The 24895-nt window shown below is 72.9% G+C and carries 19 protein-coding genes; 8 read left to right on the top strand and 11 right to left on the bottom strand.

The genetic code is table 11. From position 1 onward, the window contains the following. Positions 1 to 81 precede the first annotated feature (81 nt). From IEZ08_RS31025 to IEZ08_RS31035, 3 genes are all read right to left on the bottom strand, one after another. On the bottom strand, positions 82 to 1725 hold the full coding sequence (locus tag IEZ08_RS31025; protein WP_084780576.1) for a GMC oxidoreductase: 1644 nt from the start codon (positions 1723 to 1725) through the stop codon (positions 82 to 84). A gap of 201 nt (positions 1726 to 1926) precedes the next feature. After that, the gene (locus IEZ08_RS31030) at positions 1927 to 2442 is read right to left on the bottom strand and encodes a carboxymuconolactone decarboxylase family protein (RefSeq protein WP_189243526.1); all 516 of its coding nucleotides are present in this window, start codon (positions 2440 to 2442) and stop codon (positions 1927 to 1929) included. Next, on the bottom strand, positions 2439 to 3518 hold the full coding sequence (locus IEZ08_RS31035) for an NAD(P)H-dependent amine dehydrogenase family protein (RefSeq protein WP_068925926.1): 1080 nt from the start codon (positions 3516 to 3518) through the stop codon (positions 2439 to 2441). Before IEZ08_RS31035 ends, IEZ08_RS31030 begins: the two co-directional genes overlap by 4 nt. A gap of 210 nt (positions 3519 to 3728) precedes the next feature. On the opposite strand from IEZ08_RS31035, the gene IEZ08_RS31040 reads away from it, so the two are divergent. Together IEZ08_RS31040 and IEZ08_RS31045 are read left to right on the top strand one after the other, a co-directional pair. Further along, the gene (locus IEZ08_RS31040) at positions 3729 to 4949 is read left to right on the top strand and encodes a winged helix-turn-helix domain-containing protein (protein WP_068925924.1); all 1221 of its coding nucleotides are present in this window, start codon (positions 3729 to 3731) and stop codon (positions 4947 to 4949) included. A 65-nt stretch (positions 4950 to 5014) separates the two neighbouring features. Further along, entirely contained in the window at positions 5015 to 5545 is a 531-nt protein-coding gene (locus IEZ08_RS31045) for a hypothetical protein (RefSeq protein ID WP_141704207.1), read from the top strand. 66 nt (positions 5546 to 5611) lie between these two features. Here IEZ08_RS31045 and IEZ08_RS31050 read toward each other — a convergent pair whose 3' ends face one another. After that, positions 5612 to 6409, bottom strand: a complete 798-nt coding sequence (locus IEZ08_RS31050) for an SDR family oxidoreductase (protein ID WP_068925921.1) — start codon at positions 6407 to 6409, stop codon at positions 5612 to 5614. 86 nt (positions 6410 to 6495) lie between these two features. Between IEZ08_RS31050 and IEZ08_RS31055 the strand changes: the two genes are divergently transcribed. Beyond that, entirely contained in the window at positions 6496 to 7119 is a 624-nt protein-coding gene (locus tag IEZ08_RS31055) for a TetR/AcrR family transcriptional regulator (RefSeq protein WP_229803708.1), read from the top strand. Here the strand turns inward: IEZ08_RS31055 and IEZ08_RS31060 are convergent. Further along, positions 7114 to 7773 (bottom strand): hypothetical protein, encoded by a 660-nt coding sequence (locus tag IEZ08_RS31060; protein ID WP_189243527.1) that lies wholly within the window; start codon positions 7771 to 7773, stop codon positions 7114 to 7116. The two genes, IEZ08_RS31055 and IEZ08_RS31060, sit on opposite strands and share 6 nt — an antisense overlap. A gap of 211 nt (positions 7774 to 7984) precedes the next feature. Continuing rightward, positions 7985 to 8965, bottom strand: a complete 981-nt coding sequence (locus IEZ08_RS31065) for an ABC transporter substrate-binding protein (protein ID WP_068925918.1) — start codon at positions 8963 to 8965, stop codon at positions 7985 to 7987. Between the two features lie 66 nt (positions 8966 to 9031). On the opposite strand from IEZ08_RS31065, the gene IEZ08_RS31070 reads away from it, so the two are divergent. The 5 genes from IEZ08_RS31070 to IEZ08_RS31090 all read left to right on the top strand — a co-directional run bounded on the left by IEZ08_RS31070 (position 9032) and on the right by IEZ08_RS31090 (position 15253). Continuing rightward, positions 9032 to 11137: an iron chelate uptake ABC transporter family permease subunit gene (locus IEZ08_RS31070; protein ID WP_068925917.1), complete on the top strand. Its 2106-nt coding sequence runs from the start codon at positions 9032 to 9034 to the stop codon at positions 11135 to 11137. A 31-nt stretch (positions 11138 to 11168) separates the two neighbouring features. Beyond that, complete coding sequence (gene fes, locus IEZ08_RS31075; protein WP_176728586.1) at positions 11169 to 12287, top strand: enterochelin esterase; 1119 nt, start codon at positions 11169 to 11171, stop codon at positions 12285 to 12287. Continuing rightward, on the top strand, positions 12287 to 13423 hold the full coding sequence (locus tag IEZ08_RS31080) for an amidohydrolase (protein WP_189243528.1): 1137 nt from the start codon (positions 12287 to 12289) through the stop codon (positions 13421 to 13423). Before fes ends, IEZ08_RS31080 begins: the two co-directional genes overlap by 1 nt. Before the next feature lie 115 nt (positions 13424 to 13538). Further along, positions 13539 to 14477, top strand: coding sequence for an RpnC/YadD family protein (locus IEZ08_RS31085; RefSeq protein WP_229803710.1), 939 nt, complete (start codon positions 13539 to 13541; stop codon positions 14475 to 14477). Between the two features lie 494 nt (positions 14478 to 14971). After that, on the top strand, positions 14972 to 15253 hold the full coding sequence (locus IEZ08_RS31090) for a hypothetical protein (RefSeq protein WP_068925913.1): 282 nt from the start codon (positions 14972 to 14974) through the stop codon (positions 15251 to 15253). Here IEZ08_RS31090 and IEZ08_RS31095 read toward each other — a convergent pair. Genes IEZ08_RS31095 through IEZ08_RS31115 form a run of 5 tightly spaced genes read right to left on the bottom strand, consistent with a single transcriptional unit; the run spans position 15240 to position 24891 of the window. Continuing rightward, positions 15240 to 16658, bottom strand: a complete 1419-nt coding sequence (locus IEZ08_RS31095) for an MFS transporter (RefSeq protein ID WP_068925912.1) — start codon at positions 16656 to 16658, stop codon at positions 15240 to 15242. The two genes, IEZ08_RS31090 and IEZ08_RS31095, sit on opposite strands and share 14 nt — an antisense overlap. Then, positions 16655 to 16849: an MbtH family protein gene (locus tag IEZ08_RS31100; RefSeq protein WP_068925911.1), complete on the bottom strand. Its 195-nt coding sequence runs from the start codon at positions 16847 to 16849 to the stop codon at positions 16655 to 16657. The genes IEZ08_RS31095 and IEZ08_RS31100 overlap by 4 nt, the downstream gene beginning before the upstream one ends. Then, positions 16846 to 23997 carry a non-ribosomal peptide synthetase gene (locus IEZ08_RS31105; RefSeq protein ID WP_189243529.1) on the bottom strand — a complete coding sequence of 2384 codons (7152 nt, stop codon included), beginning with the start codon at positions 23995 to 23997 and terminating at the stop codon, positions 16846 to 16848. The genes IEZ08_RS31100 and IEZ08_RS31105 overlap by 4 nt, the downstream gene beginning before the upstream one ends. Beyond that, complete coding sequence (locus IEZ08_RS31110) at positions 23994 to 24245, bottom strand: phosphopantetheine-binding protein (RefSeq protein ID WP_229803712.1); 252 nt, start codon at positions 24243 to 24245, stop codon at positions 23994 to 23996. Before IEZ08_RS31110 ends, IEZ08_RS31105 begins: the two co-directional genes overlap by 4 nt. Next, complete coding sequence (locus IEZ08_RS31115) at positions 24238 to 24891, bottom strand: isochorismatase family protein (protein WP_068925907.1); 654 nt, start codon at positions 24889 to 24891, stop codon at positions 24238 to 24240. Before IEZ08_RS31115 ends, IEZ08_RS31110 begins: the two co-directional genes overlap by 8 nt. Between the last annotated feature and the right edge of the window lie 4 nt (positions 24892 to 24895).

Below are 24895 nucleotides of genomic sequence, written 5' to 3' on the forward strand. Positions count from 1 at the left end.
GATCCTCCCGAGGTCTCGTGGAGGCCCCACGCTACCGGGGCCGCATCCGCCGGGCCGAACGGTTTTCCCTCCGGGGCGCCGTCACAGGTCGGTGGCGATGATCTTCTCGATGTTCCGTTCGGCGAGCGCCGTGATGGTGACGAACGGGTTGACGGTGGTGTTGCCGGGGATCAGCGCGCCGTCGATGACGTACAGGCCGGGATAGGCGGTGAGACGGCCGTAGTTGTCGGTGGCCCTGTTCAGCACCGCGCCGCCGAGCGGGTGGTAGGTGAGGTGGTCGCCCCAGATCTTGTAGACGCCGAACAGGTCGGTCCGGTAGATCGTCCCCTCCCTGGAATTGATCTTGTCGAAGATCGTCTTGGCCATGGTGATGGATGCCTGCTTCCAGGCGGCCTGCCAGTTCAACTCGACCTTCCCGGCCGAGGCGTTCCAGGAGAACTGGGCGCGGTTCGGGTTGTTGGTGATCGACAGGTAGAACGAGGCGTAGGTCTCGATCCCGGTGGGCAGCGGGGCGACCTCGGCGAACGCGCCGCCGGCGGCCCAGTTGTCGATGCCGCAGCAGGGGATGGCCGACTGGAGCGCGCCGGTCGGGTCCCACATGTGGTTGGCGCGGCCGCACATGACGTTGCCGTTGTCGCCCCAGCCCCTGCCGACCTCGCCGTTGAGGCCGGGCAGCGCGCCGGTGGCCTTCAGCCTGACCAGCAGCTTGCTGGTGCCGACGCTCCCGGCGGCGAAGAACACCCGGTCCGCGGTCACGTTCTTGACGGCCGTGACGGCGCCGGTGGTGCCGATCTGCTCGATGACGACCGTGTAGCGGCCGCCGGCCGCCGGGGCGACCGAGGTGACCCGGTGCAGGGGTGAGATGGCGACCCTGCCGGTGGCCCTGGCGCGGGCGAGGTAGGTCTGCTGCAGTGATCTCTTGCCGTGGTTGTTGCCGTAGAGGATCTCCCCGGCCAGCGCCGACCTGGTGACGGTCCCGGCCGCCTCCCGCTCCATGTAGTCCCAGTCGTACACGTCGGGCACGAAGACGAACGGGAAGCCGGAGCGCTGGGCGTGCTTGCGGCCGACCCGGGCGTACTGGTAGCAGGCGGTGGAGTCGAACCAGGCCGGGTCGACGACGCCGACCCCGAGCTCGGCGTTGGCCCGCGGGTAGTAGACGCCGTACATCTCGTCGGCGTTGACCGAGGGCAGGACGGCGCCGAAGTTCTCGCGCCGGGGGGTGACGGCCATGCCGCCGTTGACCAGCGAACCGCCGCCGACGCCGCGGCCCTGGTAGACCGTGATGCCGCCGAACTCCTCGGCGTCCAGGATCCCGGTGTGGCGGGGGATGTCCCGGTCGATGGGGAGGCCGAGGAAGTAGTTCAGGGGCGCCTTGGTGCGGGTGCGCAGCCAGTAGGACCGGTAGTCCGGCTCGCGCGTGTTGCAGAAGATCTTGCCGTCCGGGCCGGGGGTGTCCCAGGCCATGCCCATCTCGACCATGTGCACGTCGACGCCCGCCTGGGCGAGGCGCAGGGCGGCGACGGAGCCGCCGTATCCGGTGCCGATCACCAGGACCGGGACGCGGGCCCCGTCGGCGATCGGCGCGGGTGCGGGGGCGGCCGCCGCGCGGGCCGGGGCGGCGTGGACGCCGAGGGCGGTGGCTCCCAGGACGGAGCCGGTTCCGGCGATGAATCCGCGACGTGAGATCTCTCGGAGGACGGGGTTTTCCGGGGCGCGGGCACTCATTGACGCTCCTCACTCTCAACAAGCTGAGAACAAGCCCTGCACAGTGCTCGCGCCTTGAGTTACTGCGTGGTCGTGGTAGCCGTCACAAATCCGTCCGTCACAAATCCGTCTGTCACAACTCAGCCCGTCGCGCCTCGGTCTGCTGGTACTCGGTCCGTTGAAGATGGGTCTGCTGAAAACTCGGTCCGCGTGCCCGGGACGTCAGGCCGCGGCGTGGCCGTTCCCCCGCCGGGGTGACGAGCCGCCGGGCAGCACGCACACGGTGTCGAGGCCCAGCACGCGGTTGAGCCTGCCGAACGCCAGCCAGGAACCGATGCTCATGCTCAGCTCCACGATCTCGCGCTGGCTGTAGTGCGCGGTCATCCGCGCCCAGAACTCCTCGTCGAGGCCGTGGTGGTCCAGGGCGTACCGCTCGGCGTACTCGGCGGCCAGCCGGGTGCGGTCGTCGAAGGCGCTGGTGGTGCGCCACTCGCTCACCGCGTCGGCGAACTCCTCCTCGACCCTCTGCCCGTCCCGCTCGGTCCGCCAGTCGAGGCAGAAAGCACATCCGTTGAGCTGCGCGATCCGCAGCCGCGCGGCCTCGAACTCGCGGAGGCCGAGGGTCGTGTGGGCGTACACCGACAGGGAGAAGTTCGAGGCGGCGGCCCCGATGCCGGGGACCATCTCCCCCCACACGTACGCGATCGGGTCCTTTCCCTCGGGAATGTCGATCCTCATAACTGCTTCCTTCCGAGCCTGCCGGCCGCGGGACGGAGCGGGACGTCGAGCGCGTCGTAGAGCCCGGGTCCCGCCTCCAGCAGCCAGTCGATCGCGCCCACCAGCCGGCCGGCCGCGGTGGCGTTCCCGCCCGCGGACCGGTTGCCTCCCTCGTCGACGGCCTCGACCGTGACCTCGATGCGCGGGCGGCCCTCGATGATCACCCGGTGTGCCCCGTCGCCGCCGGGCGGCACCGGCCAGTCCGGAGCGCAGGACGGGTGGATGCGGGTGACGTGCTCGATGACGATGCGGGGTTCGCCCTCGACGACGCCCTGGACCTCGAACCGGACCGCGCCCTGGGTCCCCGCCTCGAAGCGGCCCATCGCCTCGGTGCTCACCGCGGCGCCGAGCGGACGCCGCTCCACGGTCTCGCGGATCTCGTCGAGCTCGACCCCGAGGGCGCGGGCCATCAGCCGTACCTGCCCGCCCCAGACCATGGACGGGACCGTCGGCGCGATCATCGGCGGTTCGTAGTCCATCGGCTGGCCCATGCCGACCAGGTACCGGACGGAGTCGGGCTGGTCGTAGGTGGAGTAGTCGAAGATCTCCTGGCAGCGGATCACGTCCACGACGGTGCCGAGCCCGCTGATCAGCAGGGGCAGGACGTCGTTGCCCCAGCCGGGGTCGACGCCGGAGACGAACAGCGAGCCGCCGCCCTCCGCGATCGCGGCCAGCACCGGCTCCCGCACCTCCGGCGGGGCGCCGCGCTGGTCGTAGAGGGCGTACAGCGAGGGGGTGACGACCACGGCCCCGACCCGGATCGCCCGGACGACGTCGGCCAGGGCCTCGTCGGGTCGGACGTCGCCGGAGGCCGCGTACACCACGGCGCCGGGACCGGCGGCCAGCGCCGCGTCGACGTCGCCGGTCGCCGCGACCCCCAGATCGCGGCCGAGCCCGCCGAGGTCGCCCGCGTCGCGGCCGACCTTGCGCGGGTCGTGGACGACCACACCCGCGAGCTCCAGCGCGGGGTGCGCCTCGACGGCGCGGATGGCCGCGCGGCCGACGTTGCCGGTGCCCCAGACGATGGTGGCTGTCATGACCGGAGCGTAGCAAGCGCTTGGTAGACTGAATAGATACTAATCTTTACGATTCTCCGCAACCGGGGAAACGTCACGCCTCCCGGAGTGCGCCGCCGGACACGCCGCCGGACATGCCGCGGTTTTCCGGTGACGGCGGCATTCGGCGGGTGTCGCGGCATGGCGTGTATCGCCGGTATTCGAATCTTTTTTCGATTACACTCGGCGGGTATGCCATCCCCCCTCGATCTCAGCCTGGAGTCCGCGCGGCGGCTGGCCGTCGCCTGCCAGCACCTGGCCGGGCCCCGGCCCGGCGGTGACCCGCAAGGACTGCGGCGGGTGCTGCGCACGCTGCGGTGCCTGCAGCTCGACCCGGTCAACGTGGTGGCGCGCAGCCACCTGCTGGTGCTCTGGAGCAGGGTCGGCGGTTACGACCCGGCCGACCTCGACGCGCTGCTGTGGCGGGAACGCTGGCTGTTCGAGTACTGGGCCCATGCCGCGTCGATCGTGCTGGCCGAGGACTACCCGATCCACCAGGTCATGATGCGCGGCTATCCGTCCGCCCGCTCACGTTACGGGCAGCGGGTGCGCGACTGGCTGGAGGCGAACGCCGCGCTCCGCGACCACGTGCTCGACCGCCTCCGGCGGGAGGGGCCGCTCCCGGCCGCCGGTTTCGACGACCTCGCGGCCGTGCCCTGGGAGTCGAGCGGGTGGACCGGCGGCCGGAGCGTCGATCGGATGCTGGACTTCCTGTGGCTTCAGGGCCACATCATGGTGGCGGGGCGGGAGGGGCGCAGGCGCCGGTGGGATCTGGCCGGCAACTGGCTGCCGGAGTGGGCCGGGACCGAGCCGCCACCGCCGGAGGAGGCGGTCGCGCGGGCGACCGGGCACGCCCTGCGTGCGCTCGGCGTGGCCCGCGCGGCCGACATCGAGCGGCACTTCACCCGCGAGCGCTATCCCGGCCTCGCCGGGGTGCTGGAGCGGCTGGAGGCCGCGGGCCAGGTCGTTCCCGCGGAGGTCGAGGGCGGCGCCGAGCGCTGGTACGTCCACCGTGACGTCCTGGGCCTGCTGGAGCACACCTGGGAGCCGCGCACCACGCTGCTGTCGCCGTTCGACAACCTCATCTGCGACAGGGAGCGGACCGAGCGGCTGTGGGGCTTCGCGTTCCGCACGGAGATGTACGTGCCCAGGCACAGGCGGCAGTACGGCCACTACATCATGCCGATCCTGCACGGCGACCGGCTGATCGGCAGGCTCGTGCCGCGCCTGGACCGCCGCCGCGGCGTGCTGGAGGTCGAGGGGGTGTTCCCCGAGGCGGACACGCCCGCGGACGAGGCGGTCACCGGGGCCGTCGGGCGGGCGGTCGCCGAACTGGCCGCGTTCACCGGGGCCCGCGAGGTCGCCTACGGGGACGGGGTGGCGCGGCCGTGGCGACCGGCCGGAGTCAGGTGAGCGCGGGTGCGGTCTGCGATCATTGGCGCATGCCGCACGCAGACCCTGTCGCGCATTGTCAGGGTTTGCTCAATGTCGCCCAGTGGCTGGATGTCGGGATGTCGTGGACCGTCATCCAGCCACTCGCCGAGCCGATGGAGATCGAAGACGTCGTCGAGCTGATCGCGGGGCCCGACTACGAGCTCCGGGAGGCGGAGGTGGAGGGGGACGACGTCTTCGTCGACGAGTCCGGTCCGTCGATCATGCTCCTCGACCTCGAAGGCGGCTTCCTCTCACCGTATGAGCCCGCGGGGCTGGAACGGCTCAGCCTCGGCGCCCGTCTGTGGAACCTGTCGTGGAACGTCAACGGGGGCTCCTGCCTCGTCTACGCGGCCGACGGGCGCGTCCGCCTCACCATGAGCGAACTGGACCCGCGAGAGGCTCGCGGACCGGACCCGCACGCGCTGGACCACCTGCTGCGTTTCCTGCCGGAGCCGTTCACCCGGCTGTCGCACGCGAGCGCCATGGCGCTCGTCGAGATGGACAGCGGCGCCCATCTCGACGTGGAATGGCTGGACGCCCCGCAGCTCAAGGTGATCTTCAATACGGGTGGGTGAGGCCGCAGTCCGTACGGACGTCCGCGAAGTCCTCCCGAGCCGCGACGGGTGCGCGCGGGGGAGGGGTCACAGTCCGGCGCCGCCCGTCGCGTCGATGACCCTGCCGGTGACCCAGCGGGCGTCGTCGGAGGCGAGGAAGGCCACGATGTCGGCGATGTCCTCCGGCTGCCCGACCCGGCCCAGGGCGGCCAGGGACGCGGCGTGGGCCTCGGCCTGGGCGTTGCCGCGCAGCCATCCCGCGTTGACGTCGGTGTCGACGATTCCCGGGGCCACCGAGTTCACCGTGATGCCCCGCGGACCCAGTTGCTTGGCCAGGTTGAGGGTGAAGGTGTCCAGGGCGCCCTTGGTGGAGCCGTAGGCGATGATCTCCGGCATGGCGAGGCGGGCCGCGCCGCTGGAGATGTTGACGATCCGGCCTCCGTCGCGCAGCCGCCGGAGACCTTCCCGCACGATGAAGAACGGTGCCCGGACGTTCACCGCGAAGACCTCGTCGAAGCCCTCCTCGGTGAGCGAGGCCAGATCCGTGCTGCGGCCGATGCCCGCGTTGTTGACGATGACGTCGACGCCTCCGCCGGGTGCGTGCTGATCGATCTGCGCGTCGAAGGCGGCCCAGAGCGCGGCGGCGTCACCGTGCCTGCCCAGTTCCGCCTGGATCGGGAAGGCGCGACCACCGTCCTTGCGGATCCGCTCGACGACCCCGTCGGCCGCGGCCCGGTCGCGGGCGAAGGCGACGGCGACGACGGCTCCGTCGCGGCCGAGCCGTTCCGCGATGGCCCGGCCTATCCCCCGGCTGCCCCCGGTGACGAGGGCGACCTTGCCGTCCAGCGTGCGGACGGCCTCGTCGTTCAGCGTACGGGCGACCATCGGCGTCGACCACCTTTCTTTCTTGAACGATCACTCAAGAAGTACGGTAGCACAGTTTTTTGAGTGAGCGTTCTACAATGTCGGGTGTGGAGAAGACGGGTGCGGCGCGGGGCCGTCCGCGCAGCTTCGACCGGGACGCCGCTCTGGCCGCGGCCACCCGGCTGTTCTGGGAACGCGGCTACGAGGCGACCTCGGTGGGCGAACTGACCGAGGCGATGGGCATCAGGCCGGGCAGCCTGTACGCCGCCTTCGGTGACAAGGCGGGGCTGTTCCGGGAGGTGGTGCACGCCTACGGGCGCTCACCCGTCGGCGCCTTCATCGGCCGGGCCCTGAGCGAGGAGCCCACGGCGTACCGGGCGTTCGCCCGCATCCTGCGCGAGGCCGCGGCGATCTACCCGGACCCCTCGCACCCGGCGGGCTGCCTGACCATCAGCGCGGCCACGAACGTCACCGTCCAGGACACCGGGATCGCGGTGTTCCTGCGCGACCTGCGCAACGCCAACCTCGCCGCCTTCCGGGACCGCCTGCGTGAGGCGCAACGCGAGGGCGAACTGCCCGCCGGGGCCGACCCCCGGGCGCTGGCCGGATACTTCGCCGCGGTCGTCCAGGGCATGTCCCAGCGTTCCCGGGACGGAGCCGGTCCGGCCGAGCTCACCGAGATCGCCGAACTGGCCCTGACCGTCTGGCCCGGCCGGAGGCCGGACTCATGAGACCGCCGCAGCCGGGCCGGACGGGGCGCCTTCCCGCGCGATGTTGAGCAGCCCGGCTCCCAGCCCCAGGCACAGTACGGTGATCACGCCCTCGGGCCAGTAGATGTGGCTGCCCAGCCACAGGACGGAGGCGGCGATCAGGATCGTGCCGCCGGTGGCCACGCGCCGGGTGCCGTACCGCGAGGCCAGGGCGACGGTCGTCGCGACCGAGGCCAGCAGGAAGCCCGACGACCCGATCAGGCCGAGCGCCCCGCCGACCACGTCGATGGCCGTACCGGCACGGGTCAGGGACGCAGGGTCGTCGGTGTTGGCGAGCAAGGTGCCGTAGGCGACCCCCGCGATCGCGTCGAGGGCCGTATAGAAGATCGCGTAGAGATAGGAGCCCACCCGCGCGACCGTGACCCAGGGACCCCGCAGCCCTCGCAGGAGGAACAGCAACGAGCCCGCCAGCAGGGGGAACACCGGCAGGAGCAGCAGGTGCAGGGTGATCCACCGTCCGGCGGTGTCCTGCGTCAGGTGGTGCGGATGCAGCAGGCCGGCCGCGGCCAGGACGACGGGAACGAGAGCCACGGCGGCGGTGCCGAGAACGATCCGGCGTGTGGAAACCGGTTCCCGGCGGGCGGGATCGGCCGAAGGAAGAACGGAGGTCGGCATGCCAAGGATCTTTCCGGCGCCCCGGCCGCGGGCGCTTCGGCTGAAAAGGCGATCCGGGATGTACGACTTCCGCGGAAGGAGGTGCGACCACAGGCGGACCCGCCGGATGACCGGTACCCACCCGTACGGCGGACGGAGAGGCCGCCGGGCGCCTGGCGGTGTCGGCGGCCTCTCCGGTCGGCGATCTCTCGGGTCGCCGGTCCTGCGTGCGTCAGCCGGCCAGGGCCTTGACGAAGTCGCCGAGGACGATCTGGGCGGCGAGCGGGGCGCCGCGGGTGCTCCAGACCGAGCCGTCGACGGAGACCACGTGGTCGTTCTTGACGGCCTTCAGCTCCTTGAACGCCGGGGTCTTCTTCACGTCCTCAAGGGCCTTCTCGCCGTCGGCCGTGAGGCTGGACACGAACAGCCACTCACCGTCGATGTCGGCCAGCGCCTCCAGGCTGAGCGGCATGGAGTGGGCGGTGCCGTCCTTGTCCTGGGCCTTGGGCCGGGTGAGACCGAGGTCGGTGGCGACGAAGCTGGCGAACTGCCGCTTCTCCATCCAGCTCGGGCCCTGCGGGTTCCACCGCACGATGCTCACCTCGGCGGGCTTCACCTTGCCCTTGGCCTCGGCGATCTTGGCGTCGTAGTCGGCCAGGACCTGCTTGGCGGCGTCGAGCTTGTTCAGCGTGTTGGCGATGCCCATGAACGACAGCTTCCAGTCGTCGGTGGGGGCCATCGTGACGACCGTCGCAGGAGTGATCTTGCGGAGCTGGTCGAGGATCTGCTGGTCCTGCATGTCGCCGGCGAGGATCAGGTCGGGCTGGACCTCGACGACCTTGTCGATCACGGGCTGGAGCAGGTTGCCGACCACGGGGATGCCCTGAACCTTGTCGGCGAGGTACGCCGGGGGAGTGTCGATGCCCTGGCCGTTGGTGATGCCCACGGGGGCGACGCCGAGGGCCAGTGCGGCGTCGAGGTCCTCCTGGGTGAGCGTGACCACGCGCTTCGGCTCGGCGGGGACCTTGATGAGGGTGCCGGTGGCGTCCTTGACCTCGCGCGTGGCGGCGGCCGGGGCCGCCGACGAGGAGGCTGCGGCGGGCGCCGCGGAAGACGTCGTGGAGGACCCCGTGGAGGAGGAACCGCACGCTGCGACGGTCAGGGCGGCGAGAGCGGCGGCGAACAGGCCGCCGACCCTGCGGAGGGGGGACATGGGCACTCCCGTATAGGTTACGTATAGGTTAGGTAAGGCTTTCCTATATTAGGTTAGCCTTACCTTATGTTTACGCAACTCCGGCGTCCCCTCCTGGTGTTCGGGCTGAACGTTGCCGGGCTCGCCGTCCTCCTGGCGGCCTCGATGCTGACCGGAGCCGGCCGGATCGGCACCGGACAGGTCGTGGACTATCTGCTGGGCGCCGCCGGGGACGCCCACCTGGAGATGGTGGTCACCACGATCCGGCTGCCCCGGACGCTCGCCGCGCTCGCGGTGGGCGCGGCCCTCGGCGTCTCGGGGATGTTGCTGCAGGCCGTCACCCGCAACCCGCTCGCCGAGACGGGCCTGCTCGGAGTGAACTCGGGAGCCGCACTCGGCGTCGTCCTGGGCATCGTCTACGCGGGCGCGCAGACGGGAGGCGCCTACCTGGCATGGGCGCTCGGCGGCGCGCTCCTGACCACCGGCGTCGTGCTGCTGATCGGCGCCCGGTTCTCCCCGCTCAAGCTGGTCCTCGCGGGCGCGGCGCTCTCGGCGACGCTCACCGGGATCACCTCGGCCCTGCTGGTCGCCGACCCCGTCACCTTCGACCGGTACCGGTTCTGGGTGCTCGGATCGCTCGCCGGGATCCCGATGGACCGGGTCCTGGCGGTCTCCCCGGCGATCCTGGCCGGGCTGGTCATGGCGGCCTTCGCCGCCCGCCCGCTGGCCGCGCTCTCCCTCGGTGACGACGTGGCCGTCGCGCTGGGCCACCGGCCGGGCCGTACCCGGGCCGCGGTGACGGTGGCGGTGACCCTGCTCAGCGCCGCCGCCGTGGCGGTGGCCGGGCCGATCGGCTTCCTCGGGCTGCTCGCGGGCTACCTGGCCAGGACCGTCCTCGGCAACAGGGTCGGCTCCCGGATCGTGCTGTCCGGGCTGGCCGGGGCCACGGTGCTGCTCGGCGCGGACGTGCTCGCCCGGGTGGTCATGCGCCCGTACGAGGCCCCCGTCTCGCTGCTGGTCGCCGTCATCGGCGGGCCCGTGCTGATCGCGGTCGCCCGCTCCCGGTCGGTCTCCGCGGGCGCGGGCGACCTGCTCGCGGACAAGGCCGCGCGCGGCGGCCGGAGGATCCGCGTCCTCCCCGCGGGGGACCGGCTCCGGCCACGCCCCTCCGACACCTTCCCGGTACGGCTCGGCGCCTGCTCGGCCCTCGTCCCGGTCCGCTCCTGCCTGGCCGCCGTCGCGCTGGCCCTGCTCGCCTGCGCGGCCGTGCTGGCGGCGATCCTGGCCGGGCAGTCCGCCATGACGGCGGGACAGGCGCTGGACGCGCTGCGCGGGATCGGCACCGGCGGGCAGGTCATGCTCGTCCAGGAGATCCGGCTGCCCAGGATCGTCGCGGGGCTGGTGGCGGGGGCCGCACTGGGGCTGTCGGGCTGCCTGACCCAGGCGCTGGCCCGCAACCGGCTGGCCACCCCCGACATGCTGGGCGTCAACCAGGGCGCCGTCATCGCCATCATGATCTCCGGGCTGCTGTCGTCCGCGGCGACGCTCTTCGAGCACTGGTGGACCGGGCCGCTCGGCGCCCTCGTCGCGGCCGTGGCGGTCTTCGCGATCTCCGGTGGGATCGGCACCCAGGGCTACCGGTTCATCGTGACGGGCCTGGCGGTCACCACCCTGGGCGGGGCCGTCACCCAGGCGGTGCTGGCCTGGAACGGCCTCAGCGCGGCCACGGCCATCCACTCCTGGAGCGTCGGCAGCCTCGCCGGGCGCGGCTACCCGGTGGCGCTGCCCGTCGCCGCCGGGCTGGCCGTGCTGCTCCCCGCCGCCCTGGCCGTCTCCCGGAGGCTGGCCGTACTGCGCTTCAGCGAGGACATCGGCACCGTGCTCGGGACGAGTCCCCGCGTGACCCGGCCGGCGGTCCTCGCCCTGGCCGTCGTCCTGGCCGGGCTCGCGATCGGCATCGGCGGGCCCGTCGCCTTCGTCGCGCTGGCCGCTCCCGTCCTCGCCGCCCGCCTGTCCGGATCCGTACGGCTCCCGCTGGTCGGGGCCCCGCTCGTCGGAGCCGCGCTCGTCGTGGCCGCCGACACGATCGGCCGCGTCGTCACCTCCGGCGCGGAGGTCCCGGCGGGTGTCGTGACGAGCATCCTGGGCGGCCCCTTCCTGCTGTGGACCCTGCTGTCGGACCGGAGGCCATGAAATGTCATTCGACCGGATCGGAGATCATGAAATGCCGGTAGGGCCGGAGAACCGGATCACCCCGCTGATCGAACCCGCCGCGACACCGGGCAGGAACCGGGTCACGTTCCTGTGGCGGGCCCGCAGCGAGGACGAGAAGGCCGTCGTCCTGATCAACACGCTGACCGACCGGGACCGCCACGCGGGCGACATCAGCGGCCACGTGATGCGCCGGACGCCGGGCGACGACGTGCTCCGGCTGACCTACGAACTGGACGCGGACCTGCGGGCCAGCTACCAGATCCTGCCCTGTGCGGAGATCCCCGGCACCGACCGCGACTCCTGGCTCCGCGTCATGACGACCGCGCTCCCCGACCCCGGAAACCCCGTCCGGGTCCCCGGGAGCCACGGCCGCAACCCCTCCTCCCTGCTGGAACTGCCGGACGCCCCCGCGCAGCCGTACCGGGACCGGCGGGCCGGAGTCCCCGAGGGCAGGGTCCACGAGAGCGAGGCCGCGGGGCGGCGGGTCTGGGTCTACACGCCGCCCGGGTACGGCCCCGGAGACGGCGCGGGCGGGCCGTACCCGGTGATGGTCCTGCTCGACGGGGACGTGTGGGCCGGGCGGATCGCACCGACGATGGACAACCTGATCGTGGAGGGCCGGATCCCGCCGATGGTCGTGCTGCTGCCCGACGCGGTGGACCGGCCGACCCGCCTGAGGGAGATGGCCTGCCACGAGCCGTTCGTCCGGCACCTGGCCGGCGAGCTGCTGCCTTGGGCCGTACGCGAGTGGCGGGTGACGCGGGATCCGGAGCTGACCGTCGTCGCGGGGCAGAGCTTCGGCGGGCTCACCTCCTCCTACGCGGCGCTGGTCGCCCCGGAGCGCTTCGGCAACGTGCTGTCGCAGTCCGGTTCCTACTGGTGGAGCGACGAGGACCCGGAGTGGCTGACCCGGCGGTATGAGCGCTCACCCCGGCTCCCGGTCCGCTTCCACGTGGAGGCCGGGCGGCTGGAGTGGATGCTCCTGGCGGAGAACCGCCGCTTCGCCGAGACGCTGGCGGCCAAGGGGTACGAGGTGACCTTCACCGAGTACCGGGGCGGCCACGACCCGGCCTGCTGGCTCGGCGGTCTGGCCGGAGGGCTCGCGGGGCTGGCCGCGGGGTGGTTGTGATGGAGGTCGGCGGGATGGAGACCGGCGGGTTGAAGACGGCGGTCCGTGCGCGGGTCATGGACCACGCCGAGGTGCTGACCGGGCTGAGCCATCGCATCCACGCCCACCCCGAGACCGCGTTCGAGGAGCGCCGGGCGGCGGAGTGGACGGCCGGCGTCCTGCGCTCGGCAGGTTTCGCGGTGGAGGCGGGAGCGGGCGGGCTGCCGACCGCGTTCTCGGCCTCGTCCGGCTCGGGCCCGGTGACCGTGGCGTTCTGCGCCGAGTACGACGCGCTCCCCGGGCTGGGCCACGCCTGCGGGCACAACGTCATCGCCGCCGCCTCCGCCGGGGCGGGCCTGGCGCTGGCACCGTTCGCCGACGAGCTGGGCCTGACCGTGAAGGTGGTCGGCACCCCCGCCGAGGAGCGCGGCGGAGGCAAGGCGCTGCTGCTTCAGGCGGGCGTCTTCGACGGCGTGGACGCGGCGATGATGGTCCACCCGGGACCGTTCGAGACCGTACGGTTCCGCTCGTTCGCCCTGGGCACCCTGGACGCGGAGTACCTCGGCCGACCCGCCCACGCCACCCTCGCCCCGCACGAGGGCCGCAACGCCGCCGACGCGATGACGCTGGCCCAGGTCGCGATCGGGCTGCTCCGCCAGCAGCTCCCGCGCGACTGGCACGTCCACGGCGTGGTCACGGCGGCGGGGGAGGCGCCCAACGTCATCCCGGCCCGGTCGGCGGCGAGCTACGAGATCAGGGCGGCCAGGGCCGAGGACCTCGCGGAGCTGCGTGAGCGGGTGGAGGCCTGTTTCCGGGGCGCGGCCGTGGCGACCGGCTGCGAGCTGAGGCTGACCCGCCCGGAACCCGACTACCTCGACTTTCGCGACGACGCGGGCCTGGCCGGGCTGTACGCGGCCAACGCCGCAGCCCTCGGCCGTCCTGCTCCGGTCGAGCGCGAGCCGTTCGCGATGACCGACATGGCCAACGTCTCCCACGCGGTCCGCGCCATCCACCCGATGCTCGACATCGGCGCGGGCGGGGCCGTCCCGCACGATCCCGCCTTCGCCGCGGCCGCGGTCACCCCGGCCGCCGACCGCGCCCTCCTCGACGCCGCCGTCCTGCTCGCCTGGACCGCCGCCGACCTGGCACGATCATGACACCTTCGCCTTTCAGGCGTCCCCGAATCCCTGTGCTGTCACTGCGGTCTCGCAGGTCTGCGCTCATTCGCGAATTCGGCTGCTACACGTGTTCGATACACTACAGTGAGTTGCTTTGCCATCCCCTCAACATGACTCACTCATCGACCTGTTCCGCAATCGCCCGCAGCTGGCCGTGGAGATCCTCCGCGACCTGCTGGGGCGTGACCTGCCCGCCACGACGCTGGTCCGGGAGGAGAATTCGACGTTCAACACCCGGCCCTCCGACGACCTCGAGGCCGACCTGGTCCTCGTCCTGGGGCCGCCGGCCGGTCCGGTGCACGCCATCGTCGTCGAGATCCAGAAGGACACGTCCAAAGATCCCCGGCAGCTGGCCCGCTACGCCGCCGCATCCTGGCTGCTGCTGCGCTGCGCGGTCACCGTTCTGGTGGTCTGCCCCGACGTCCGTACGGCCGCCCACTACGCCCGGCCGATCGACTCCGGCCTGCCCGGCTACCGGCTGCAGGCGTGCGTGCTGGGCCCGGATGACATCCCGGCCATCACCGACCCGCAGCAGGCCGCGGCCCAGCCGGAGCTGGCGACCCTGGCGGTGATGGTGCACGGCCGCGAGCGCAAGGTGGTGGAGGCCTTCGCCGCGGCGCTGGCGGATCTGCCGGACGATCACGCTCCGAAGTACTATGAATACGCCTACAGCATGTCCGCGCCCGACGTTCGGCGACTCCTGGAGGAGATCATGAAGTCCACCACTTGGCCCGTCTACAGCCCTTTCGCCCGCGAGCACTACGGCCGTGGCCGGGAGGAAGGCAGAGCCGAGGGCAAGGCAGAGGGCAAGGCAGAGGGCATAGTGGAAGGCGAGGCGAAGGGCAGGGAGCGGGAAGCGGCCCGGATGGTGCTGCTGGTGCTGGCCGCTCGCGGCCTGGAGGTGCCGGACGAGGCTCGGGAGCGGATCACCACCTGCGCCGACCTCGCGCAACTGGAGGCCTGGGCAAGTCGCGCGGTGACCGCCTCGACCGTGCACGATCTGTTCGGCGAGACGGCCGGAGAGGATCGCTGACCGCTGGACCTGGGGCTCGCCTCGGGCGCGGGACCCCGGTGGCGGGCTGAGCTGAGGGAAAACTTGTGATCCGGGGAGTCGCGCCTCGTCGCGGGAGACGTGACTTCCTGGATCATGAAGGTGTGACGGATGCTCCGGGGGTAGGGCGGGGATTCAGGGGTCATTCGCCGCCGTCGCCGCATCCACAGCTTTCGCGGATGCGTCCGTATCGATGCACGATCATCTCGGCGTGGAGACCGCCGTACCGGTTCGGTTAAGATCGATATTTCCCCTATGGGGGAATAATCTTCATAATGTCACCATTTTTCGGTGACCCACATGAAGGTGAGAGCGTCCTCGGTGAGGGAGAGGCCCGCCGAGCGCATGGTCTTCGCGGGCCTGGCCGGGATAATCCTTCCATTCATCGTTCTGCCGGGAGTGTTCGCGGCGGTCGCCATTCTCCCGGAACCTGAGCAGTGCGGGCACTTCGGGTGCCTGCAGGTCATCGCTTACGCGTGGGCGGGGGCCCCCTGGCGGCGATCATCCTCGCCTGGCCGCTGCTGTACCTGCTCCGGGTGCGCCCGGCCTGGACCGTCGCGCTGGTGGCTCCCGTCTTCCTGATGCCCATCTGGCGCCTCGCCGAGACCGGTGCCGGTGATCTCGTGACACTGATCGTGCTCAGCGGCGCCATCGCCTACCCGTTCGCCGCCCTGGTCACCATGCCCCGCCTCGCCCTGCCGTGGCGCGTCCTCCCGGCCATCCCCTTCGCCGCGCTCTATCTGATCACCTGGGTGTGATCAGGACCGAGGCGAGGAAGGCGGACAGGAGGAAGGCGGCGGACAGCAGGAGGGCGGCGGGGTAGCCGAGGGGGAGGACCAGGCCGCAGGCGCCCACGCCCAGCGCGCCGGCGAGCATGCGCAGCGACTGGAACAGGGTCATGGCCCGGCCCATCACCTCCGGGCCGATGCTCGTGAACGCCGACACCTGGACCGCCGTGACCGCCTGGCCGAGGACCAGACCGACGGAGAACATGATCGCTCTCAGTGTCCACGGGCCGGGGGTGGTCAGGGCGAGGACGGCGAACAGGGCCGCGCCTCCGAGCAGGCCGAGCGCGGTCACCCGCCGCTCACCCCACCGGGCGCAGGTGCGGTCGACCAGGAACCCGGCCGCCATCAGTCCCAGCGCCTCCGGGAAGACCACCAGCCCGGCGTCCGCCGCCGAGGCGCCCAGCGCGTCCTGGTACATCAGCGGGAAGGCGAACAGCATGCCCATCAGGCCCGCCGCGGCGAGGGACGCCGTGGCGGTGCCGCGCAGGAAGCCGCGGTCGGCCAGCACCCGCAGGGCCAGCAGCCCGGCCAGTCCGGACCGACCGGATCCGCGGGGCTCCGGCACCTCTCCGTCGGCTGTCCCGGGCTCCGGGGCCGTGTCCTCGGCTGTCCTCTCCGCTGCGCCGGGTACGGCCCGCAGGCTGCCGCCCATGGCCACCAGGCCCAGGGTCACCGCCGCCAGCCCGAAGGGCACGTTGATGAGGAACGCCCACCGCCAGGAGAGGTGCTCGGCCAGCAGTCCGCCCAGGACCGGGCCGAGCACCGGTGCGAGGGCGGTCGGCACCACGATGTAGCGCGAGAGGCGCATCCGCTCCTCGGGCGGGTAGGCGGTGAAGAGCATGGTCATCCCGGCCGGGGTCAGCACCCCGCCGCCGATGCCCTGCAGCACCCGGAAGGCCACCAGGGACTCCAGGTTCCAGGCGATCCCGCACAGCGCCGAGGCGGCGGTGAACAGCGCCAGCGCGCCGAGGAACACCCGCGCCGCGCCGTACCGGTCGCACAACCACCCGGCGACCGGCATGATCACTGCGAGGGTGGCCAGGAACGCCCCCTCCACCAGGTTGGAGGCGGCCGGGGTGACGCCCAGGTCGGTGGCGATGACGAACAGGGCCGGGTTGACGATCGTCGCGTCCAGCCCGTTCATGCACATGGCGACGACGTAGACGGTCAGTACGGCCCCGCGCGCGGGCGACCGGGCTCCTGCCGGATCCGGTTCCGCCGCTGCGTCCGTTCCTGACGGGCCGGGTCCCGCCGTCGTTTCCGTTCCCGATGGGCCGGGGCCCGTCCGGTCCCGCGAGATCACGGGATCAGACGTCTCCGTCGAGGCGGACTCACCGGTCCGGACGGAGTCCTGCACGGGGGTGGCCTCGTTCACCGGGTCAGGCTCCGGGGCCGCAGGTCGGTCCAGTGCGCGGAGACGTAGGCCAGGCAGGCGGCGCGGACCTCGGGGCCGAAGCGGACCGCCCAGCCCTGCGGGACCTCGGCGAACGACGGCCAGATGGAGTGCTGCTCCTCGTCGTTGGCCAGGACGAGGAACGCGCCGTCGGGGTCGTCGAAGGGGTTCACGGGTTCAGCTCCTGAAGTTCCTGAAGGTCCTGGAGTTCCTGCAGCCGGGTCGCGACGATCGCGCCGATCTCGGCGATCGGTCCCGGCTGGGTCATGTCCTTGTGGCTGCAGGCCACGTCGTGGTTGTCGATCACCCCGGTGACGTGCGGCCGCCACGTCTCGGCGGTCAGCGCGTCGTCGATCGTGTCGACGGTGGCGCGGAAGAACAGCACGTCACCGTCGAATACGCGGGTGTCGAGGCCGCGCACCAGGTGGTTGGTGTTGAGGTACAGGTCCTTGAGCGACCTGAGCGTCTCCACCGGCAGGCCCGCCAGCGGGCTGCCCTCCCGGCGCAGCACCTCGATCGCCTCCTCCAGCGTGGAGACCGCGTCCGGGGCGAAGCCGCCCATGGTGAGCAGCGCCTCCAGCGCCTCGGCCTCGTCGGAGACCGGCAGGTCCCGCAGCCCCTCGGCCGGGTAGGCGTCCAGCACCGCGAGCAGCGCGACCTCCTGCCCGGCGAGCCGGAGCTGAACGGCCATCTCCTGCGCGATGACGCCGCCGGTGGACCAGCCCAGCAGGTGGTACGGCCCGGCGGGCTGGACGGCCCGCAGCTGCTCGACGTAGTCGGCGGCCAGCTCCCGCAGCGAGGCGGGCAGCGGGTCGTGACGGGCCTGGAGGCCGTAGATCGGGCGGTCCGGGATGTGCCGGATCAGGCCGCTGTAGCACCAGCTCAGCCCGCCCGCCGGGTGCACGCAGAACAGCGGCGGCCGCGATCCGGACTCCCGCAGCGGCAGCAGCACGGCCAGCGGGTCGGTCCGGGAGCCGCTCTCGGTGAGCGCGGCGAGCCCGGCGGCCGTGGGCGCCTCGAAGAGCGCGCCGATGGTCACCTCGGCCCCGAGCACCTCCTTGATCCGGGAGACGAGCCGTACCGCCAGCAGCGAGTGTCCGCCCAGGTCGAAGAAGCCGTCGTCGGCCCCGACCCGGGGCAGGTCCAGCACCTCGGCGAAGAGCGCGCAGAGCGTCTCCTCGCGCGGCGTGGCCGGAGGCCGCCCCGAGGCGGCGGGCGCGGCGGGCGCGGGCAGCGCCCGGCGGTCGAGCTTGCCGTTGACGGTCAGCGGCAGCGCCTCCAGCTCCACGATCGCCGCCGGGACCATGTAGTCCGGCAGCGTCCGCCCCGCGAACGCCCGCAGCTCGGCCGTGTCCAACCCGGATGCCACCGATACCGTGTCCAGCCCGGATGCCACCGATACCGTGTCCAGCCCGGCTGCCGTGGGCACCGCGTAGGCGACCAGGCGCTTGTCGCCCGGCCGGTCCTCGCGCACGACCACCGCCGCCTGCTCGACCGCGGGGTGGCACAGCAGCGCCGCCTCGATCTCGCCCAGCTCGATCCGGAAGCCGCGGACCTTGACCTGCTGGTCGGCGCGGCCGATGTAGTCGAGGGTGCCGTCCGGCCTCCACCGGGCCAGGTCGCCCGAGCGGTACATGCGCGAGCCGGGCGGGCCGTAGGGGTTGGCGACGAACCGTCCGGCGGTCAGCTCCGGGCGGCCGAGGTAGCCGCGGGCCAGACCGTCCCCGGCGACGTACATCTCGCCCACCACCCCCGGCGGCACCGGCTGCAGCGCGTCGTCCAGCAGGTAGACCCGCAGGTCGGGGATGCCCTGGCCGATCAGGCTGCCCTCGCGGTGGTCCGGGGAGAGCGGCATGTACGTGACGTGCACGGTCGTCTCGGTGATGCCGTACATGTTCACCAGCAGGGGAGCGTTCGGCTCGGGACGCAGGCGCGAGGAGTACGGCCTGCGGGCGTACCACTCGCCCAGCCGCGACAGCTCCAGCGCCTCCCCGCCGAAGATCACGTACCGCAGCGCCAGCTCCCGCCCGTCGTCGGCGGCGACCAGCTGGTAGAAGGCCGACGGCGTCTGGTTCAGCACGGTGACCCGCTCGCGCGCCAGCAGCTCCAGGAAGTCCTTCGGGGACCTGCTGACCTCGTACGGCACCACGACCAGGCGTCCGCCGTACAGCAGCGCCCCCCACAGCTCCCACACCGAGAAGTCGAACGCGTAGGAGTGGAACAGCGTCCAGACGTCGCCGGGGCCGAAGCCGAACCAGTGGTCGGTGGCCGACATCAACCGGACCACGTTGTGGTGGGTGACCGGCACGCCCTTGGGCCGCCCGGTCGAGCCGGAGGTGTAGATGACGTAGGCGGCGTTGCCCGGCTCCAGCGACCGCTCCGGGTCGTGGTCGAGCCAGTCGTCCAGGTTCTCCAGCCAGTCCGGTCCCACCACGCAGACCGGTCCGGCGTCGGCGATCATGTAGTGCAGCCGGTCGGCGGGGTAGGTCGGGTCGAGCGGCAGGTAGGCGGCGCCCGCCTTCACGACCGCGAGCAGCGCGACGACCAGGTCGGCCGAGCGTGGCAGGGACAGCGCCACGACGCTCTCCGGCCGTGCGCCGTGCGCGATGAGCTTGTGCGCCAGCCGGTTGGCCCGCGCGTTCAGCTCGGCGTAGGTGAGGTCCTCCACGGCGGTTGCGTCCGGGGTCCGGCGGACCTGGGCCTCGAACAGGTCGGGCAGGGTCGCGCCGGGCGCGCTGACCAGGTCGCCGTTCCACTCCTCGACCAGCATGCGGCGCTCGCCCTCGCCCAGGACGTCCAGCCGGCCGATCGGCCGGTCCGGGTCGGCGACGGCGCGGGCCAGCAGGCGGGTGAAGCGCTCGGCGAGGGTCCGGGCGGTGGCGTGGTCGAACAGGTCCGCGTTGTACTCCAGGAACCCGGAGCCGGTCGGGTCGAGGTTCAGGGTCAGGTCGAACTTGGCGGTGCCGGTGTGCACGACCTCCACTCCCGCCTCGGGGGCCTCCTGGTGGACGAGCATCACCTGGAAGAGCGGGTGCCGGTTGCGGGCGCGCGCCGGGTTGAGCGCCTCCACCAGCCGGTCGAACGGCGTCTCGGCGTGGTCGAACGCGCCCAGGTCGGCCGTCCGCACCCGCTGGAGCAGCTCGGCGAAGGACGGGTCGCCGGAGGTGTCGGTCCGCAGCACGAGCGTGTTGACGAAGAAGCCGACCGCGTCGTCCAGCGCGCTGTCGGTCCGGCCCGCGACCGGAGTGCCGATCGGGATGTCGGTGCCCGCGCCGAGCCGGGTGAGCAGGGCCGCGAGCGCGGCGTGCAGGACCATGAAGACGCTCGTACGGCTCGCGCGGGCCAGCGCCCCGACTCCGGCGACGAGCTCGGGACCGAGGTGGACGGGGACCGTGCCGCCCGCGCCGCTCGACACCGCCGGACGGGGCCGGTCGGCCGGGAGCTCCAGCCGGTCGGGCAGGCCCGCGAGCGTCTCGGTCCAGTACGACAGGTCGGTGCCGGGCAGGTCGAGCTGCCAGAGCGCGTAGTCGGCGTACTGCACCGGGAGCGGCTCGAACGCGGGAGCCGCGCCGGACCTGCGGGCCTCGTAGGCGGTCATGAGGTCGCGGACGAGGGGCCCGGTGGACCAGCCGTCCCCGGCGATGTGGTGCAGGAGCAGCATCAGCACGTGCTCGCCGGCCTCGCCCCGGAGCAGGGTGGCGCGCAGCGGCGGCTCGACGGCCAGGTCGAATCCGTGCCGCGTGACCGTCCGCATCGCCTCGGCCAGGTGCTCGCCCGGCTGCCAGACCTGCAGCGCCACCGGCCCCGGGTCCAGGATCCGCTGCTCGGGAACGCCGTCCCGCTCGGGGAAGACCGTGCGCAGGATCTCGTGCCGGGCCACGACGTCGGCGAGCGCGGCCCGGAGCGCGGAGTGGTCCACCGGTCCGGTCAGGTGGACGGCGAGCGGGATGTTGTAGGTCGGGTTCGGGCCCTCGATCCGGTACAGGAACCAGAGCCTGGCCTGCGCGGACGAGAGCGGGATCCGGTCGGGTCTGGGACGGGGCCGCAGCGGCGGCCGGACGGCCTTCCCTGCGGGCAGGCGCGCGACGAGCCCGGCGGGCGTCGGCTCCTCGAAGATCGTGGCGATCGGCACGCGGACGCCGAAGGACTCCCTGATCCGCACGGCCAGCCGGGCGGCCAGCAGCGAGTGCCCGCCCAGGTCGAAGAAGCCGTCGTCGGCCCCGACGGGGGAGCGCGCGGGCGTCCCGGCGGAGGAGCCGGCATCGGCCCCGGCACCGGGCAGGTCCGGGTCCCCGGCACCGGGCAGGCCGAGCACCTCGGCGAAGAGCTCGCACATCGCGCGCTCCTCGCCGGTCTCAGGCTCCCGTCGGGGCCGGGCGGCCACCTGGAGGTCGGGCAGCGCGGCCCGGTCCAGTTTCCCGTTGGGCGTGCGGGGCAGCGCGTCCAGCCAGGCGACGGCCGAGGGCACCATCCCGGCGGGCAGCCGTACAGCGGCGAACTCGCGGAGCTCGCGGAGGTCCTGCCCGGTGCCGGTGGTCTCCGGCTCGGGCCGCTCCGCGGCGGTCTTTCCGGCGGGCGGATCCGCGGCCTGCGCCGTACGGGACTCCCCGGCCGGGACCGCGTAGGCCAGCAGCCGCCCCCCGCGCACCGTCACCGCGGCGGCGGCGACGGCCGGGTGCTCCTCCAGGACGGCCTCGATCTCGCCGGGCTCGATCCGGACCCCGCGCACCTTGATCTGGTCGTCGGTGCGGCCGAGCAGTTCCAGCCGCCCGTCCGGAGTCCAGCGGGCCCGGTCGCCGGTGCGGTACAGGCGCGAGCCGCCCGGCCCGGCCACGAACCGCTCGGCGGTCAGCTCCGGCCGCCCGAGGTAGCCGCGGGCCAGCCCGTCCCCGGACAGGTACAGCTCGCCCGCGACCCCGGGCGGGGCCGGGTGCAGGGCGTGGTCGAGCACGTGGGCGCGGGTGCCCGGGACGGGGCCCTCGGTGCCGTCGCCGAACCAGGTGTAGGCGTCGACGGTGGCCTCGGTGGGACCGTAGTGGTCGACGGCCAGGGTGCCGCTCTTGCGGAGCGCGCGCCACAGCGCCTCCGGCACGGCCTCGCCGCCGACCACCGTGATCCGGGGCGGGTCCGCCAGCAGGGCGGGCATCTCCCGCAGGTGGGAGGGGGTCAGGTCGAGGTAGTCGATGCCGTGCTCGCGCACGTGGGCGGTGAGGGCCTCGGGGTCGCGGTAGGTGTCGTCGTCGAGCAGGTGCAGCTCGTGCCCGCCGATCATCCACAGGACCGGGTCGAGCGAGGCGTCGAACGAGAACGACGCGGTGTGCGCCACCCGGAGCCGCGCCCCGGCGGGGAACAGCCGCTCGCGATGGCCGGCGAACAGCGCGGCGAGCCCCCGGTGGGTCGCCACCACGCCCTTGGGCCGTCCGGTCGAGCCCGAGGTGTAGATCACGTACGCGGCGTCGCCGGGACGGGGGGACGGAAGGGCCGTAGGTTCCGCCGGGTCCTGACCGCCGGCGGAGTTCTGCGGATCACGGCCTTCCGGAAACCGGAGATCGTCGCCCGCCGCCAGCCACTCCGGGGTCACGACGATCGACGGCCGGGCGTCGGCGAGCATGAACTCCCGCCGGTCCGCCGGGTAGGAGGGGTCGACGGGCAGGAACGCGGCGCCGCTCTTCAGTACGGCCAGCAACGCGACGACCAGGTCCGCCGAGCGGGGGAGCGCCAGCGCGACGATCCGCTCGGCACCCGCCCCCTCCCGGACCAGCCGCCGGGCCAGCCGGTCGGCCCGGGCGCCCAGCTCCTCGAAGGTCAGCGACTCGCCGGCGCAGGTCAGCGCGGTCGCGTCGGGCGTGAGCCGTACCTGTTCGTCGAAGGCCTCGATCACGGTGCGCGGTGCGGCTGCGGGAAGCACGGCGGGCGGATCCGAGGCGGGTGAGCCCGGACCGGAGGGAAGCGCGGCGGCGGGGAGTGCGGCGGCGGGGAGCGCGGAGGGGACGGCGCCGGCCGGGAGGGCGGCCTCGTCCTCCTCGGTGAGCAGGGACAGGCGGCCGACGGGGGTGTCGGGCGGGGTGAGGGCCAGCGACGACAGGAGCCGGGCCAGCCGGCGGGCGTGGACGGCCAGCGCCTCCTCCGTGTAGAGGGCGGCGTTGCCGTCGAGCTCCAGGGTGAGGCGGTCGCCGTCCAGCAGCAGGGTGACGGCCAGGTCGTCGACGGGGCCGGCGGCCAGGTTGCGGACCTCCGCCGGGACGGCGCCGAGCTTCACGTCGGACGCGAAGGGCTTGATGTTCAGCATCGGTCCGAACAGCGCCCGCGAGCTGCCGGACAGGCCCAGGTCACGGCGGAGGTCCTCGATCCGGTAGCGGCCGTGGCGGCGGGCCTCGGCCAGCCGCCGGGCCGCCTGACCGACCAGGTCGCCGAGCCGGGTCCCGGGGCGGGCGTCGAGCCGGAGCGGGACCACGTTGACCGTCAGGCACGGCACCCGCAGGGCCGCGCCGGAACGGTTCATCAGCGGCAGGCCGACCAGGACGTCGGTGGTCCCGGTGAGCCGTGACAGGTAGACGGCCAGCCCGGCGGCGGCCACCTCCGCCCAGGTCGCCCGGGTCTCGCGGGCGAGCGCGTCCCAGTGCCCGACCGGCGGCAGGGCCTCGCGGTGCCGTACCACCTCGCGTGCGGACATCGCGGGCACGCCCGCCAGCCCGGCGGGCTCCGGGGCGCCGGCCATCTGGTCCAGCCAGTAGGCCCGATCCCTGTCACGGCGTTCGGAGGCGAGATAGGCGGATTCCTCCTCCAGTACGGGCAGCAGCCCGCCGAACGGGCTCGCGCCGGGGGGCAGGCCCTCGGCCAGCGCGCCGTAGATCTCCGCCACCCGGGAGACCAGCATCGACAGCGCGTAGGCGTCGATCAGAAGGTGGTGGACGCGCAGGTACCAGACGAAGTGATCATCGGCCAGGCGGATCAGGGCGTTGCGGACCATCGACCCGGTGGACGGATCCGCCGGGTCCACCGGCGTGCCCAGGTCGGCGCGCATCCACGCCTCGGCGGTGGCCTCCGGATCGGGCTCACCGCCCAGGTCGAGGACGGTGACCATGTCGCGCAGGCAGTCGGAGGCCGGGAGGTACTGCGCGGGCTCCTCGGTGAAGTGCAGCCGGAGCGGCTCCGCCTCGGCCAGGCACCGGAGCAGGGCCCGCTCGAACAGCACCGGGTCGACGGGGCCGCGGATGTCGACGCGGTCGGCGGTGTTGTAGACGGGGTTGGCGGGGTCCAGCCGCTGGGCGAACCAGATGCCCGCCTGCGCCCCGGTCAGCGGGAACGCCTCGTGGCTCATCCGAGCAGCTCCGCCCAGGCCGCGATGGTGGGCCTCTCCGCCAGGTCGGGGAAGCCGAGCTCGACGCCCTCGCGCTTCCAGCGCTCGATCAGCGTCATCACCCGGATCGAGTCCAGTCCGGCGTCCATGAGGTTCTCGTCGAAGTCCAGTTCCTCCGGGTCCAGGTAGAGCAGTTCGGCGATCTCGGCGCGGAGCCGTACGGCGGTCGCAGGGATCCCAGACGGGATCTCGGGCGGGGTCTCAGACACCGGCCACCTCCCGGGCGAGGGCACGGCTGATCTGCCGGGTGGTGACCGTGACCGCGCAGCGCTCGGCCGCGTAGGTCAGCGCCATCCGGTGGTGGTCGGCGGAGAAGTCGGCCACCGCGTCGGCGACCACGAAGGGCTGCACGTCCCGCATGAACGCCTCGCAGGCCGTCATCAGCACGCCGATGTGCGCGTAGATCCCGCAGACGATGAGCTGGTCGCGGCCCTGCGCCGCCATCAGCTCGGCCAGCTCGGTCCGCTGGTAGGCGCTGTAGCGCCACTTGGTGAGCAGCACGTCGCCCGCGCGCGGCGCCAGCTCGGGCGTGATCTCCGCCTCCTGCGGGTCGGTGCCGATGCCGCCGCCCCAGAAGTCCAGGAGCAGCCCGCGCTGCTCGCTGCTCTGCCCGCCGGGCTGCGCCGAGTAGACGACGGGGATGCCGAGGTCGGAGCAGCGCGCGCGCAGCGCCAGCACGTTGGACATCAGGTCGACCAGCGGCGACTGACCGGGGGTGAAGGCCCGCAGGAAGTAGTTCTGCATGTCGTGCACGAGCAGGACGGCGCGGCGGGCGTCCGGCTGCCAGTCCACCCGGCTGGCGGGCAGGTCGCTGACGTCCGGCATGGGGTACGGCGTGATCGGGGGGATGGCCATGGTG

It is taken from the genome of Planobispora rosea (genome assembly GCF_014648175.1).
GTDB lineage: Bacteria > Actinomycetota > Actinomycetes > Streptosporangiales > Streptosporangiaceae > Planobispora > Planobispora rosea.

Excerpts from the sequence above, each read along its gene's own strand:
- IEZ08_RS31025 (WP_084780576.1), bottom strand. The coding sequence starts at position 1,725 with ATGAGTGCCCGCGCCCCGGAAAACCCCGTCCTCCGAGAGATCTCACGT.
- IEZ08_RS31030 (WP_189243526.1), bottom strand. The coding sequence starts at position 2,442 with ATGAGGATCGACATTCCCGAGGGAAAGGACCCGATCGCGTACGTGTGG.
- IEZ08_RS31035 (WP_068925926.1), bottom strand. The coding sequence starts at position 3,518 with ATGACAGCCACCATCGTCTGGGGCACCGGCAACGTCGGCCGCGCGGCC.
- IEZ08_RS31040 (WP_068925924.1), top strand. The coding sequence starts at position 3,729 with ATGCCATCCCCCCTCGATCTCAGCCTGGAGTCCGCGCGGCGGCTGGCC.
- IEZ08_RS31050 (WP_068925921.1), bottom strand. The coding sequence starts at position 6,409 with ATGGTCGCCCGTACGCTGAACGACGAGGCCGTCCGCACGCTGGACGGC.
- IEZ08_RS31060 (WP_189243527.1), bottom strand. The coding sequence starts at position 7,773 with ATGCCGACCTCCGTTCTTCCTTCGGCCGATCCCGCCCGCCGGGAACCG.
- IEZ08_RS31065 (WP_068925918.1), bottom strand. The coding sequence starts at position 8,965 with ATGTCCCCCCTCCGCAGGGTCGGCGGCCTGTTCGCCGCCGCTCTCGCC.
- IEZ08_RS31070 (WP_068925917.1), top strand. The coding sequence starts at position 9,032 with ATGTTTACGCAACTCCGGCGTCCCCTCCTGGTGTTCGGGCTGAACGTT.
- fes (WP_176728586.1), top strand. The coding sequence starts at position 11,169 with ATGCCGGTAGGGCCGGAGAACCGGATCACCCCGCTGATCGAACCCGCC.
- IEZ08_RS31080 (WP_189243528.1), top strand. The coding sequence starts at position 12,287 with ATGGAGGTCGGCGGGATGGAGACCGGCGGGTTGAAGACGGCGGTCCGT.
- IEZ08_RS31105 (WP_189243529.1), bottom strand. The coding sequence starts at position 23,997 with ATGAGCCACGAGGCGTTCCCGCTGACCGGGGCGCAGGCGGGCATCTGG.
- IEZ08_RS31115 (WP_068925907.1), bottom strand. The coding sequence starts at position 24,891 with ATGGCCATCCCCCCGATCACGCCGTACCCCATGCCGGACGTCAGCGAC.